Origin of the sequence: Rheinheimera nanhaiensis E407-8, from assembly GCF_000296695.1 — a bacterium.
In the GTDB taxonomy this organism is placed as follows: Bacteria; Pseudomonadota; Gammaproteobacteria; order Enterobacterales; family Alteromonadaceae; genus Alishewanella; species Alishewanella nanhaiensis.
Genome location: NZ_BAFK01000024.1, coordinates 25677 through 40878 on the forward strand (window position 1 = coordinate 25677; position 15202 = coordinate 40878).

General features: G+C 50.5%; 9 protein-coding genes and 3 tRNA genes. 5 read left to right on the forward strand and 7 right to left on the reverse strand.

All coding sequences use genetic code 11. The features are described from left to right. Positions 1-119: 119 nt before the first annotated feature. From RNAN_RS15935 to RNAN_RS15950, 4 genes are all read right to left on the reverse strand, one after another. Positions 120-2288 (reverse strand): prolyl oligopeptidase family serine peptidase, encoded by a 2169-nt coding sequence (locus RNAN_RS15935; protein ID WP_008223663.1) that lies wholly within the window; start codon positions 2286-2288, stop codon positions 120-122. A 159-nt stretch (positions 2289-2447) separates the two neighbouring features. Further along, positions 2448-2523, reverse strand: a tRNA-Phe gene (locus RNAN_RS15940). 19 nt (positions 2524-2542) lie between these two features. Further along, positions 2543-2618, reverse strand: a tRNA-Thr gene (locus RNAN_RS15945). Between the two features lie 63 nt (positions 2619-2681). Further along, a tRNA-Phe gene (locus RNAN_RS15950) sits at positions 2682-2757 on the reverse strand. Between the two features lie 229 nt (positions 2758-2986). On the opposite strand from RNAN_RS15950, the gene RNAN_RS15955 reads away from it, so the two are divergent. Further along, complete coding sequence (locus tag RNAN_RS15955) at positions 2987-5749, forward strand: hybrid sensor histidine kinase/response regulator (protein WP_008223665.1); 2763 nt, start codon at positions 2987-2989, stop codon at positions 5747-5749. A 50-nt stretch (positions 5750-5799) separates the two neighbouring features. Here the strand turns inward: RNAN_RS15955 and RNAN_RS15960 are convergent, their stop codons facing one another. Together RNAN_RS15960 and RNAN_RS15965 are read right to left on the reverse strand one after the other, a co-directional pair. Continuing rightward, positions 5800-7428, reverse strand: coding sequence for an HNH endonuclease signature motif containing protein (locus RNAN_RS15960; protein WP_008223667.1), 1629 nt, complete (start codon positions 7426-7428; stop codon positions 5800-5802). Positions 7429-7591: 163 nt separating this feature from the next. Further along, on the reverse strand, positions 7592-9187 hold the full coding sequence (locus tag RNAN_RS15965) for an isocitrate lyase (RefSeq protein WP_008223669.1): 1596 nt from the start codon (positions 9185-9187) through the stop codon (positions 7592-7594). 228 nt (positions 9188-9415) lie between these two features. On the opposite strand from RNAN_RS15965, the gene RNAN_RS15970 reads away from it, so the two are divergent. Next, positions 9416-10354 carry a LysR family transcriptional regulator gene (locus tag RNAN_RS15970; protein WP_008223671.1) on the forward strand — a complete coding sequence of 313 codons (939 nt, stop codon included), beginning with the start codon at positions 9416-9418 and terminating at the stop codon, positions 10352-10354. A gap of 199 nt (positions 10355-10553) precedes the next feature. Here the strand turns inward: RNAN_RS15970 and aceB are convergent, their stop codons facing one another. Beyond that, positions 10554-12158: a malate synthase A gene (aceB, locus tag RNAN_RS15975; protein ID WP_008223673.1), complete on the reverse strand. Its 1605-nt coding sequence runs from the start codon at positions 12156-12158 to the stop codon at positions 10554-10556. A gap of 248 nt (positions 12159-12406) precedes the next feature. Between aceB and RNAN_RS15980 the strand changes: the two genes are divergently transcribed. The 3 genes from RNAN_RS15980 to RNAN_RS15990 all read left to right on the forward strand — a co-directional run bounded on the left by RNAN_RS15980 (position 12407) and on the right by RNAN_RS15990 (position 15173). Further along, positions 12407-13060, forward strand: a complete 654-nt coding sequence (locus RNAN_RS15980; RefSeq protein WP_008223675.1) for a DUF2726 domain-containing protein — start codon at positions 12407-12409, stop codon at positions 13058-13060. A gap of 153 nt (positions 13061-13213) precedes the next feature. Continuing rightward, positions 13214-13408, forward strand: a complete 195-nt coding sequence (locus tag RNAN_RS15985; RefSeq protein ID WP_008223676.1) for a hypothetical protein — start codon at positions 13214-13216, stop codon at positions 13406-13408. 217 nt (positions 13409-13625) lie between these two features. Continuing rightward, positions 13626-15173, forward strand: coding sequence for a methyl-accepting chemotaxis protein (locus RNAN_RS15990; protein WP_237739940.1), 1548 nt, complete (start codon positions 13626-13628; stop codon positions 15171-15173). Positions 15174-15202 lie beyond the last annotated feature (29 nt).

The following is a 15202-nucleotide window of genomic DNA, read 5'->3' on the forward strand; positions in this document are numbered from 1 at the left end:
AAAAAAGGGCACGCAGTGTAAAACGAAGGCGATGACTTTACAACTGTCCTGACAGAAACAACACACCCGCCAATTGGCGGGTGTGTTAGCGGCATAACGCTCATTGTTTAACAGAGCGCTTATGGCAGCTGAGTGTAACCCATGTTGTAAAGCGCAAAGCTGAACACATCGGCAGCCTGGTCAATTTGCATTGATACCGGCATACCTGCGCCGTGGCCGGCTTTAACATCAATACGGATCAGCTGCGGGTTTACACCACTGTCTTTGGCTTGCAGCTCAGCGGCAAACTTAAAGGAGTGCGCCGGTACTACCCTGTCATCATGATCGGCAGTAGTAATCATGGTGGCCGGATAAGTGACGCCCTGCTTCACATTATGTACCGGTGAGTAACCCAGTAAGTAGTTAAACATCTCCGGGCTTTGCTCACTGGTGCCGTAGTCATAGGCCCAACCGGCCCCCGCCGTGAAGGTGTGGTAACGCAGCATATCCAGTACACCCACCGCCGGAATCGCCACTTTGAACAACTCTGGCCGCTGGGTCATTACCGCCCCCACCAGCAAGCCACCGTTTGAACCACCGCGCAGCGCTAACTTATCTTTACTGGTGTAGCCTTGTTTTTGCAGATACTCTGCCGCCGCAATAAAATCGTCAAACACGTTTTGCTTATTCAGCTGGGTACCGGCAGCGTGCCAGGCTTTGCCGTATTCCCCCCCGCCGCGGATATTGGCCACCGCATAGACACCACCTAAATCCATCCACACGGCATTGGCTACGCTGAAAGACGGTGTCAGGCTAATGTTAAAGCCACCATAGCCATACAAAATGGCCGGGTTTGCGCCGTTGCGTTTCACATCTTTGCGGTAGCTGATGATCATCGGTACCCGGGTGCCGTCTTTTGAGGTGTAAAACACCTGCTCAGAGGTGTAATTGGCCGGGTCAAACTGGGTTTTCGGCTGATTAAACAGGCTTGATTCCCCCGTCTGCGGGGCAAATTGATAGATGCTGCTGGGCGTAGTGTAATTGGCAAAGCTGTAATACACCTCGCTGTCATCTTTCTTGCCGCTAAAACCGCCTACGCTGCCCACACCCGGCAGGCTTATTTCGCGTACCAGTTTGCCGTCATAATCAAACTGCTTCACCTGCGCCACGGCATCAACAATGTAGTTAGCAAAAATAGCGCCTGCCGCCGTGCTGGCGCGCAGCACATGTTCAGTTTCAGCAATCAGGGTTTGCCAGTGCTCTGGCTGCGGTTTGGCGGCATCGGCCACCACCACTTTGCGGTTGGGTGCATCGCGGTTGGTAATCAACAGCAATTTATCACCCACAGCATCCAGTAAGTCGACATCAGAGCTGGTATCGTCCACCACGGTGACAAAGCTGCTGTCGGCTTTAGTCAGATCTTTAACAAACAACTTGTTGCCAGAGGTAGACACCGCCGCTGAGACCAGTAAATAACGGTCATCATCGGTTACTGTGGCGCCGACATAGCGGTGTTTTTCAGCCTCAGTGGCGCCAAACACCACCTGATCGGCCGACTGCGGTGTGCCCAGCTTGTGGTAATACAGCTTATGCTGATCTGTCATGGCAGAGAGCTCACTGCCATCAGGCTTGTCATAGCTTGAGTAGAAGAAACCGTCATTACCCACCCAGCTGATACCACTGAATTTGATATCGACCAGCGTATCGCCAATTTGCTGCTTGGTTTCCACATCAATAACAATCACTTTACGCCAGTCACTGCCACCTTCAGAAATAGCGTAAGCCGCCAGGCTGCCATCGCGGGAAAAGCTGATGTCTGCCATCGAGGTGGTGCCATCCGGGCTGAAAGTATTGGGGTCTAAAAACACTTCACTGCTGCCATCGTCTTTTAACCGATACAGCACAAACTGGTTTTGCAAGCCGTCGTTACGGTAGAAGTATCGATATTTGCCTTCTTTAAAAGGTGCGCCTACCCGTTCGAAGTTCCATGATTGCTGTAGCTTGTCACGGATCACGCCGCGGTAAGGAATTTGTGCCAGATAATCAAAAGTCACCTGGTTTTGCGCTTTAACCCAGGCTTCGGTTTCGCTGCTGCGATCATCTTCCAGCCAGCGGTAAGGGTCGGCAACCTGTTGGCCGAAGTAAGTGTCCACTACCTCACCTTTTGCCGTTTGCGGGTAGCTTATAGGGGCGTTCTTTTCTTGCGTCATAGTGGTGGTGTTATTTGCCTGGTTATTACTGTCTGTCTCTGGTGCACCGCCACAAGCGGCCAGCAAAGACACAGCAACAATACTTAACAGATGTTTCATCGCAGAGGACCTCGGATTATTGTTGTTATGTCGGGCCTGAGCTTAACAAAGATGCCGCAATTTGCCTATTTCTGCCCGGCAGGTTTTCCCTGCTATTGGTCTGAAAAATGCGGCAGGCGAAAAAGCAAAACGCCAGCACGAGGCTGGCGTTTTACATTATGGTGCCCAGAGGCGGAATCGAACCACCGACACGCGGATTTTCAATCCGCTGCTCTACCGACTGAGCTATCTGGGCAAAACTGAGTGACGCTAAATGGTGCCGCTTATCCGAGTCGAACGGATGACCTACTGATTACAAGTCAGTTGCTCTACCAACTGAGCTAAAGCGGCTGCGACAACGTGGAAAAAGCTGTTGAAGTCTGATAGGTTACAACAACTTAGCACCGAAACTTATGGTGCCCAGAGGCGGAATCGAACCACCGACACGCGGATTTTCAATCCGCTGCTCTACCGACTGAGCTATCTGGGCAACGCGGGTCGTATTAAACGGATTTTGCCATGTTAAGTCAACAGATATTTTAACGGCTCAGGTGCGTTAGCTTATTAGTTGAGCAAAAGTGCCATTTAACCCGCTTAGCGGCAAAACAACCGCCAGCAGTAAGCATAAAATACGCCGCTATGTTAATTGCGAAAAGTTGTTAAAATAGCGGGCAAAACACAGCGACGGCAGTGATACGCAGCCACGAATTGGATAGCGCATGGAACAGACTTCTTTTAGTAAAGCCATTTTTAAACCCCTGACGCTGTTATCAGTCATTGCGCTGGTAGCACAGGCCGCCATGTTTACTTTACTTAACCAGCCAGAACCAGGCTTGGGCGCTGCGCAGCTGGACCGGTTAACGGCCGACACCCGTCTGGTGTCACGCGCGCTGCTCCCTTTGTTGCAAAACAATGATATTAGCGCAGCCGAGCAGGTGTTATTGCAAACCCGGAATGGCGATGCCAACCGCGCTTTGTATCTGTATCGGCAAACCGCTGATGGCACGACTGAGCTTATTGCCAATACCAATAATGTGCAGGGGTTTGTGCCGCAGCCGTTATGGCAGGCGCAAGGCATTCAGCAAGACCAGCATTTGGTGGTGCAACAGGTGATTAGCGTGCCGGGGCAGCAAGCCGCGCTGCTGGTGTATGTACAGCAACTGCAGGTTAAACCCTGGTGGCCTTATGCCGCAGCCTTTGGCATTAGCCTGCTGCTGGCACTGGTACTTAGCGGGTTATTTGCCATGGGCATTGCCGGCTTTTTTAGCCGCCGCATTAAACCGCTGTTACAGGGAACCCGCCAGGCGTTGGAGAAAGCGCAGTTTAATACCAGTCTGGACAGCCACGCGAAAGACAGTTATGGCGAGCTGGCCAGCTGTATTAACCAGTTGTTCCGCCGTATTGATGAGGCGCAGCAGGGCCTGGCAGAGTCTGAGCAAAACATTAAAACGCTGAAGCAGGAAGTAGAAGCGCGCATTAAAGAGCGCACTGATGCACTGGAAACCGCCAAGCTGACCGCTGAGAAAGCCAACGAAGCCAAATCTACCTTTTTGGCTACCATGAGCCATGAAATTCGCACTCCGATGAACGGCATTATCGGCACTATCGATCTGCTGCGCAAAACCCAGCTATCTACCTCTCAATTCAGAATGACTGACACCGTACGCGAATCGTCCTTCTCGTTGCTGCGCATTTTGGACGATATTCTCGATTTCTCCAAAATAGAAGCCGGCAAGTTAGAACTGGAAACCATACCGCTGTCGCTGGTCGAAATCATTGAAGCGGTGGGCCGTATTTTGGTGTCGGTTGCCCATCAGCGGCAAATTGACCTTAAGCTGTTTATCGACCCACGCATTCCCGATGGCCTGATTGGCGATCCGGTGCGGCTGCGGCAAATTCTGTACAATCTGGCCGGTAATGCGATTAAATTTACCCAGACCACACCGGAAAAAACCGGTTTAGTGATCATTAAAGCCGAGCTGCTGGAAGAAAACATGGATTTCAGCCAAATCCAGTTCAGCATTATCGACAATGGTAAAGGCATGACACAGCGCCAGATAAGCTATGTGTTTCAGCCATTTAACCAGGCTGAGGGCTCCATTACCCGTAAGTTTGGCGGCACCGGTCTGGGGTTATCAATCTGTCAGCGCTTAACCACGCTGATGTATGGCGATATCAATGTCAGCAGCCAGGTAGATAAAGGCACTGAGTTTACCGTGCGCATTCCGATGCGCCGCTCAGATGAAATTCACTATCTGGACAAAGAGCTGCTGCGGGATATTCACCTGTGCCTGTTTAGCAGCGATGAGCACAATCAGATGCACTTGCAGGCTTACTTTAACCACACCGGCGCTGAATTGGAGAGCGAGAGCCAGTTTGATAGTCTGTTGCAGCGCGCCAAACAGATGCGGCCTTTGCCACCAAAGCAAGCCGCAGTGTGGGTGCTGGACGCCACTTATGAGCAAATCTCCGCCAACCAGATTGACCAGTTACAACAACTGGACAGCATGGCCCAGGTGCAGTTTGTGGTGATCACCAATCAGGTAGAGCTGTCTGAGCGCAGTAACGACCGGGTCTATTACCTGCATAGTTCGCCTATTTGTCGCAGCCACTTGTACGATGCTGTGCTAATTGCTGCCAAACGCAAAGCTAAACCGGTATATGCCGGCGAAAAAGTGGCGGTAGCCGCAGCACCGTCGATAGAACAGGCCCGTAAAGAGCGGCGCCTGGTGCTGCTGGCAGAAGACAACCTGATGAACCAACGCGTGATTGTCGACCAGCTCAATGCACTGGGCTATGCCGTTGAAGTGGCAGATGATGGTGTCATCGCGCTGGAAAAGTGGCGCCGCTACCATTACCCACTGCTGCTGACCGATTTGCATATGCCCAATATGAGCGGCTACGATTTAGCCAGTGCCATTCGCAAAGAAAGCTTGCATATTAGCGAGGGTGCTGAGTTTACCCGCATTATTGCCGTTACCGCTAATGCGTTAAAAGGCGAAGAGCAAAAATGCCTCAGCATTGGTATGGATGGCTATATCACCAAACCGATAGAACTTGCCACACTGCAAACCATGTTGTCACGCTGGTTACCCCACCCTACAGCGCAAAAACCGCTGCCAACAGCCGCCAGCGATAACGGCCAGCATAATTCGCCGATTTGCTTTACCACCATCGCCAATTTCCTTGGCAATGATCCGGCCAAACATGAGGAGCATTTGAATTACTTTGTTAAACACGCTGCCGACTTACTGCAAACCCTGGCACAGCATGTTACTGCACAAGAGCGCAGTGGTGTGCGCTCGGTAGCACATCAGTTTAAAGCGGTTGCCAAGAGCATCGGTGCTCTAAGTTTGGCCGAGCAAGCGTTAAAGCTGGAGAAAGCCGCCGAAGAAAGCGACTGGCCGGTGATTAACGAGCATATTCGCCTGATGCAGGAAAAATATCAGGACGTGGTTAGTTACGTGAAGCAGCGGTATTAAGCGATATCCTTTGTAAAACAACGCCAGCATTTGGCTGGCGTCTCACATGCTTAATTGCCCCAGATGGCGCTGACAAACTGCGGATGGTCAACAAAGGGGTTACGGTTACCCTGATATTGATAGGCCGCATCGTTACGGTCACGCTCTTTCTGGCTTACCGGGTCCAACTGGTGCCATTGCTTTAACAGCTGCAATAACCAGCTTTCAAATACCTGAGTACTGGTGCCGTTCAAGGCGGCATTGGCTTCAGTGCTGTTGCTTTGCCAGCCCATTAGCTGATCCTGATAACGGGTCGCCATATAAAAATACGCCCGGGCAATATCACCTTTAAACTCGTCGATGGGCTCAAATACAGTACCGTTATAGCCACTGCCGCTTAACGCCGTGCCAAGCTTAGAACCGTTTGCAGAGGTGTAACTGGCGCTGCCCACTTTACCGTATGGATAACTGCTACGTTTTGAGTTAACAAAGCCATCTGTGGCGAAGATATGATGCACATCCGAGTTCATCGGCTCTACTGCACCGCCAAACCAGCTGCGTGGAAACGAATGCTCACGGTTGTAGCAATCTGCCTCACTGTTGTAGGTGCCACACTGATCTACACCAGCGGCATATACATAAGCGTCAGTTGCCGCCGGGTTTTCAGAGTAAATATCCAAAATAGTGCCGTCTTGCTCATAATAATTATCCAGTTCGTTGACGGTAAAAAACGTCCACAAGGCACTGTAACCCTGCGCCGTATGGCTTTTAATAATATTATGCAAAGCAGTTTTTAATGTGTAGCCGGTTAACCCGGCCGCCTCAGCGTAGTAGGCATCCAGATCGGTACCGTCACCACCACTACTGCCCACGGTAAAGGTATGTGTTTGTTGATAGCTAAAATTACCGCCGGTAAACACTTCGACGCCATTAATGCTCAGGCTATAGCTACCATTACCATAACTACAACAAATCCCATCACCGTAACTGTCATCAATGCGGAAGCTGTATGCACCATCAGTCAGGCACCACTGCTCGGTGTACAAGGTGTTGTTACTCAGGCTGCCACTGGCATAGGGCTGTTGGTTATCGTCATCTGTCAGCTGCCAGCTGGTTTCACTGGCATAACTGTCTGTGGTTAAAGAAAAGGTTGCTGTTGTTGCCGCGCAACCTGCAGGCGGCGGTTCAACCGGCGTGGTGGTTGGCTGAAAGTCATCAACATACACCAACTCGCTGCCATCAAAACCACTAACGTCATAAAACCGCAGCCCCACCTCAATATGGGTATTGCTGGTTGCGGTATAACTGTAGCTTAACGTCTGCCATTGCCCGATCAGGTTTTCGTTAGAGTAGCCCTGATAGCCATTTACATACAGCCGGGCGCGCACATGGCCTTCAGTATGATATACCGCTGTGCTGAAGTTATACGTTTGACCGGCGCTGACATTAACCGACTGGCGGATATCAGTATTGGCCTGGTCACCGGTGTTAACCGTTATCGCAGCCGCTTTATCGCCAACAAGCTTTATTGTGGTAGACGGGCTCAGCGCAATGCCACTGTCAATCAGGCTCCAACTGGCCGGCTGGTTGCCGCTCCATTGCTCAAAGCCACCATTAAGTACTGTTGCCTGAGCGGCGCCAGTGATACAGCTAAATAATGCCAGTGCAAGGGATAAGTTTTTCATTGTTATTTTTTTCATTCTGGTTGTCCTTGGCTAAATGCCGCCGGCGCCACCGCCGACAGCATCACTACACTAAAGCAAATTAATTGGATAAAAATAGCGCAGATATGAATTTTTTATTAAAAAAAAGGGCAGCCGAAGCTGCCCAACTGTCAGTTACCTGACCACGTAGCGTAAGGGGTTAGAACTGGTTCATGGTGTTATGGGCACCACCGGCTTTTAATGCCGCTTCACCAGAGAAATACTCTTTGTGATCATCACCGATGTCAGAGCCAGACATATTCTGGTGCTTAACACAGGCAATGCCCTGGCGGATTTCTTTGCGCTGCACGCCTTCAACGTAGCCCAGCATACCGGCGGCACCAAAGTACTCTTTGGCCAGGTTGTCAGTAGACAGTGCTGCCGTATGGTAAGTGGGTAAGGTGATCAGGTGATGGAAGATACCGGCTTCACGGGCCGCATCGGCCTGGAAGGTACGGATACGGTTATCAGCCTCTTGTGCCAGCTCTGTCGTATCATAGTCGGCGCTCATCAGCTGGGCCCGATCATAGGCGGAAATGTCTTTACCGGCCGCTTTCCAGGCATCAAACACCTGCTGACGGAAATTCAGTGTCCAGTTGAAGCTTGGGCTGTTGTTGTACACCAGCTTAGCGCCAGGCACCACTTCGCGGATACGGTCAACCATTTCTTTGATCTGGCCAATGTGCGGCTTTTCGGTTTCAATCCACAGTAAATCGGCACCGTGCTGCAGTGAGGTAATACAATCCAGCACTACCCGGTCTACGCCACTGCCTTGTTTAAACTGGAACAAACCACTGGCTAAACGTTTTGGCTTTAACAGTTTACCATTGGCTTTTACCACCACATCGCCGTTAGCAATATCATCAGCACTGCTGATGTAATCACCATCTAAGAAGCTGTTGTACTTATCGCCCAGATCGCCCGGTGTTTTGGTAACCGCAATTTGCTTGGTTAAACCGGCGCCTAATGAATCGGTACGGGCCACAATAATGCCATCATCCACGCCCAGCTCTAAAAAGGCGTAACGCACAGCGTTAATTTTGGCTAAAAAGTCGGCATGCGGTACTGTCACTTTGCCATCCTGGTGACCGCACTGTTTTTCATCTGACACCTGGTTTTCAATTTGAATGGCACAGGCACCGGCTTCAATCATTTTCTTCGCTAATAAATAAGTGGCTTCTTCGTTACCAAAGCCGGCATCAATATCAGCAATAATTGGTACCACATGGGTTTCAAAATTATCAATTTTGCTTTGCACCGCTGCAGCTTTGGCCGTATCACCGGCTGCGTTGGCAGCGTCCAGTTCACGGAATAAGCCACCCAATTCACGGGCGTCGGCTTGCTTTAAAAAGGTGTACAGCTCTTCGATTAACGCCGGTACCGCTGTTTTCTCATGCATTGACTGATCTGGCAGTGGGCCAAACTCAGAGCGCAGCGCTGCTATCATCCAACCGGACAAGTACAGGTACTTGCGCTTAGTAGTGCCGAAATGTTTTTTAATGGCAATCAGCTTTTGCTGGCCAACAAAACCATGCCAGCAACCTAAAGATTGCGTGTACTGGCTGCTGTCAGCATCATAAGCGGCCATATCAGCACGCATTAGTTTGGCAGTGTATTTGGCAATATCTAACCCGGTATTAAAGCGGTTTTGCAGCTTCATCCGCGCAGCTGACTCAGGGTTTATTGCGGCCCAGGCATCGCCCTGTTGCTGGCGTAACTGGGTAAGGTGTTGAATGGCATCTTGGTAAGCTGACATAGCAGTATCCTCTTGTTGCTTGTTGCCCGGCTTGCCGGACGCTGACTGTTCCCAGGCTGAATGCTGACCTGTTGCCTTACACTATAGGTTTCATTTTAATAATTCATAAAGGTGATTTTTGTGATGCTGACCATTCATATGATTAATACTAAAGTTGGCTTGACGCTGGCCCAAGCGCTAATGCTATGATTCAGGTCAGTGATGATTAAGGCTTGGGTTATTTAAACGATGAATATTAACAAGATGGATTTAAACCTGCTGGTGTACCTGGATGTACTGCTGCGGGAGAAAAACGTCACCCGCGCCGCTAACCAGTTAAATATTACCCAGCCGGCCATGAGTAACGGCTTAAAACGGCTACGCGATTTACTGAATGACCCGATTTTAGTGCGCACCTCTGACGGTATGGTACCGACCGAGCGCGCCCGTGAGTTGGCGCCGGTGGTGCGTGGTGTGTTATTAACACTGGAAGAAACGCTGCAGCCGAATAAAGACTTTGAACCGCTAAACAGCCAGCGCGTGTTTCGTATTATGGCCAGCGATTATGCCGCCTCGACCCTGATACCGGCGCTGCTGAAAAAAATGCGCGTGCTGGCACCCCATACCAGCCTGGACATTATGACACCGTCCGATGTGACCTTTCACGACGTGGAAAATGGCAAAGTTGATATGGCGATTAACCGTTTTGATCAGCTGCCGCAGTCGTTCCACCAAAAAACTGTCTGGCGCGATAGCTTCTCTTGCCTGATTAATGCGCAAAATCCGGTACTGAAAAACTTCAACCTGGACAGCTATTTAAAAGCACAGCATATCTGGGTAAGTAAAACCGGTTTTGGTGTCGGCGTCGGTATGGACCCAAAAGACGTGCAGAAACTGGGCTGGGTAGACGAAGCGCTGGCCAAACTGGGCAAGCAGCGCAATATCTCCGTGTTTACCCGTAACTATCATGTGGCCATGCATTTAGCCGTCGGCATAGATTTAATTGCTACCCTGCCCAGCCGCGCCGCTAAGTTGTACGAAAATGATAGCAGCATGGCCATTATGGACCCGCCCTTTGCCATACCGTCCATTGAACTTAAAATGATCTGGAGCCCGCTGCTGCACCAGGATGCCAGCCATATCTGGTTTCGCCGGCTGATTGTTGAAACCGCCGATGAGTTGAACTGACCCCTCCAACGAAGGCTGGAATCCCGATTTGGTCGACACAGAGTGTCTGAGTGAGCGCGCAAGCGCGAGCGAGTTGCTGTGGCGAGCCAAAGCGGGAGTTGCAGCCGAAGCCTTTCTGCTTGCTTAGGATATATCAACTTTGAAGCCATAAAAAAGGCGCTGTCAGCAAGTCAGCGCCTTTGGCTTGGTTTACTCAGGTTTAATCAAGTAACTGATAGGCTGGCAGGGTCAGGAAATCTACCAGCTGATCAGAAGTCGTGATTTCAAGCAGTAAAGTTTGCGCCCTGGCAAAATTTTGCTCTGCCCACAGCGTTTCACCTACTTCTGCCCGCACCACTTTTGCCTCTTGCTCTAACATAGAAGCAAATAACGCTTTGGTAATCAGCTTGCCGTTAGACAAGCTTTTACCATGTTTAATCCATTGCCAAATCGAGGTGCGGGATATCTCGGCAGTGGCTGCGTCTTCCATCAGCCCATAAATTGGCACGCAGCCTTTACCACTGATCCAGGCGGCAATATATTGCAGCGCCACCCGAATGTTGGTGCGCATACCCTCTTCTGTACGCTCGCCATCGCAGGGTTCAAGCAGCTGCGCTGCAGTAATTTCAGCATCATCACTGCGGCTTACATCCAGCTGGTTTTTCTTACCACCCGCCAGGTATTTGTCAAACACCGCATTGGCGGTTGCTGCCAGCCCCGGGTGCGCCACCCAGGTACCATCATGGCCATTACTGGCTTCAAGTTCTTTATCTGCCGTTACTTTGGCCAGAATAGCCGCGTTTTGCGCCGCATCTTTGGCCGGAATAAAGGCCGCCATACCGCCCATCGCCAGCGCACCACGCTTATGACAGGTTTTAATCAACAAACGCGAATAGGCATTTAAAAAGGGTTGTTTCATGGTAACCACCTGCCGGTCTGGCAGCACTCTGTCCGGGTGGTTATTTAACGTTTTGATATAACTAAAGATGTAATCCCAACGGCCACAGTTAAGCGCGACGATATGATCGCGCAGCATGTAGAGGATTTCGTCCATCTCAAACACGGCGGGCAGGGTTTCAATCAGCACAGTGGCGCGCACTGTGCCAATTGGCTGAGCAAATTTCTGCTCGGTATAGCGGAATACATCGTCCCACCATTTGGCTTCTAAATGGCTTTGCAGCTTAGGCACATAGTAATACACACCGGTACCCTTAGCTAAACGGGTTTGGTAGTTGTGCAGAAAATACAGCGCAAAATCGACCAACGAACCAGGAATTTGCTCACCATCCACCAGCAAATGTTTTTCCCACAAGTGCAGGCCACGTACCCGGGCAATCAACAGCGCCGGGTTATCCGTTAACGCATAGTGTTTACCCGTTTGTTCATCGGTATAGCTGATCGTACCCAGGTTGGCATCACGCAGGTTGATTTGGCCTTCAATCACGCCGGCCCAACTGGGTGCCTGTGAGTCTTCAAAGTCGGCCATAAACACTTTAACGTCAGCGTTTAACGCATTAATGATCATTTTGCGGTCGACCGGGCCGGTAATTTCTACCCGCCGGTCTTGTAAATCAGCCGGTATTGGCGCCACCTGCCAGTCGGACTGGCGGATATTAGCGGTGTGTGGCAAGAAGTCCGGCAAGGCGCCATTGTCGTAGCGCTGCTGCGTGGCCTGCCGCTCTGCCAGTAACTGCTGTAATCTGGGCCTAAACTCGCGCGTCAGCTCTACCAGCAACGCACAGGCTTGCTCGGTTAAAATGCTGTCGTAATCGCCGTTCAAGGGTGCGTTAATGGTTAAGCCGGCACGGCTAATGCTTGCTGTCATAATAGTGTCCTTATCATGCTTAGCGCCCCGCCAAGACACACAGCGGCTGCGCCTGTATTGACGGAAACGGGATACCTAACTATAAGCGCTTTTCAATTATAAAATACATCAATGCAGCCAATGCCTGCCATTTCTTACATAAATACAGCACCCGAACAAAACCAAGAAACATTGGCACACCTTATGCTTAAACATACCAAGTGTGAGGCTGTGTCAGACAGCTTGTCAATTTTCTGTCGGAGGTAAGCATGGAATTTGTCCTGCTGTTAATTTTACTGTTAGTCGTCGTGGTAGCGTTGGTCGCCAGCCGCTTTATTGACAGTGGTAACCCCTTTCCATTGCAGAAAAAAAACAGCTTATTCAGCCCGGTAGAACGCTCTTTTATGCAGCTGTTAGAAAAAGCCGTTGGCAACGACTATAAAATTTTAAACCGGGTAAAGCTGGCTGACTTGATGGAGCTTAAAAGCGGCATCAGTGACAAAGCCCGCGCCAGTACCTTAGTCAAACTTAATGCCAAGTATCTGGACTTTGTCTTGTGCGACCCTAACGACTTTAGCGTCATTGCCGTGCTGGATCTGGTGAATAACAGCAGCAAAGACGGACATAAAGCGGTACCCGACTGGTTTGTTAACGGCGCGCTGGACGCTGTCGGCGTGCCCTATCTTCGCATGAAAATAAAAGCCGGTTATACTGCAGCCGATATTCAGGCAGCACTCGCTGCCCGCTTAGGTAAAGCCGTTACCAAAGCCGAACCTCAGTTTAAAGGTTTAGTGAAAAAGGGCCCGACCCGGCCACTACGTTCACTAAAACCGGCAACGGCCAGCGGCAATACCTTGCCGGTGCCAGCCTTGTCACACTCTCAGATTAAAGCGCAGCAAACCGCGCTGATACGGGCTTCTTAACGCACATGGAGAAATGAGTCACTCCGCGCTAAGTTGGAATGCCGCCTGCTGCAACAGGCGGCATTTTTTATCGACCAGAAAAAATAAAAAAACGGCTAAAGTAATTACCCCCCCTGCCGTTACAGTTCTGAGGAATTGGCATAGGAGGTAACTATGAGTCAATCCGTTGGCGCTGCAGGTTCAGGCTACGGCTATGAGGTGTTGGGTGCAGTAATGGCCCAGAAGCAGCAAAACCAGGAAGCGAAAATGGCAACCATGCTGGTACAAAGTGCTATGCAGTCGGTTGAGCAGGTACAGGCTTCATCCCCTGTTAGCAACCTGGGACAAAACATTAATATCACCGTATAGCTGATATTAAAGCACGAAAACCAAAGGCCAGCACACGCTGGCCTTTTTATTTATATATCATCAATTTAGATCAAACACTTGCGCTTGGGCAGTCGGGGTGTATGCTTAAGTTTCCAATTTTTTCATGGAGCCTTACAGGCAAAGGATGCTGCCACTTACCTAAGATAACTGAGGGCTTGCCATGTTCCACAACTCTACTTTTATACAAAATTTAACCGTGCGAAAAAAACTCCTTACCGGTTTTGGCTTAGTGCTACTCATTTTACTGCTGATATCAGTGCTAAGTTATAACGCGCTGCAAAGCCTGACCACGCGCTTTCAGCTGGTGGCCGATGTGAGCGAAACAAACCTGTTAATCAGCGAAGCGCGGCAGCAGGAAAAAAACTTTATGCTGCGAAATGAGCGTCAATATTATGACCAGGCCATGGCAATTGCGAACCAGGCCAAGCAGCTGGGCGAAAAAAGCCTGGCGCAATTCACTACCGCAGAAAGCGCGGCCTTAATGAATGAGCTGCTGCGCAATCTTGAGCTGTATCAGCAACAACTGCAGCAACTGTCGAATGTAGATATGGTAAATAACCGCACTGAGGCATTTGCAATTGAAGAGCGTATGACTAGTGTGGCACGCGCTGCCGATGACGCCGGTACTCAATCTGTTGCAAATCAGTTAGATACACTTCAAACCGAAGCCAATAGCCTGGAGCAGATCATTATTGTCGCTGCGGTGCTGGCTGTTGCTATCGGTATCGCTGCGGCTGTTGTCATCACCCAGATGGTGGTATCCCCCCTGCAGCAAGTGGTTCAGGTCGCAGAAAAAATTGCGGCAGGCGATCTGACCGAGGATTTACCTGTAGATCGCTTAGACGAGCCCGGCCAGCTTATGGCGGCGATGCAGCGCATGAGCGTCAACTTGCGCACATTAATTAACAACCTGACGGCGGGTATTACACAACTGGCAACGGCAACGGAAGAAATGGCCGCCATTTCGGTACAAAACTCAGCCGGTGTTAACCAGCAAAAAGAGGAAACCGAGCAAGTGGCCACCGCGATGAATGAAATGTCAGCCACAGTACAGGAAGTTGCAAAAAGTGCCGAAGATGCCTCAGGTGCTGCGACGGAGTCCGCACAACAGGCCAGTGTGGGTGAGCAGGTGGTACAAAAAACCATGCAGCAAATTAAAGCGCTGGCGCATGAAGTAGCGACCTCAGCCAAAGCCATTAGCGAGCTTAAAGAGCAAAGTAATAACATTGGCTCGGTGCTGGATGTAATAAAAAGTATTGCCGACCAAACTAACCTGCTGGCACTCAATGCCGCAATTGAAGCAGCGCGCGCCGGCGAGGCGGGCCGGGGGTTTTCTGTCGTAGCTGAAGAAGTGCGCGCCCTGGCATTTCGTACGCAAGAGTCAACCGGACAAATTGAGCAACTTATCAGCACCTTGCAGCAAAAAGCCGAAGATGCCGTCAGTAATATGCATAAGAGTTCTGGCCTTGCAGATAATACGTTAGAAAGTGCGGACGACGCCGGTGACGCGATTAAAGCGATCAGTGAAGCCGTCAGTAGCATTCAGCAAATGAACCAGCAAATCGCCGCTGCCGCACTGCAGCAAAGTACTGTGGCCGAGCAAATTAACCGCAGTATTTACAGCATCCGCGATGTGGCAGAGCAGTCGGCGACTGCCAGTGAGCAGACAGCAGAGGCCAGCACTGACTTAAGCCGCTTAGGCACCGAGCTGCAGCAATTGGCTGCACAATTTAAAGTGGCCTGACAACAACTTGTAATGCCAAAAATACCCCG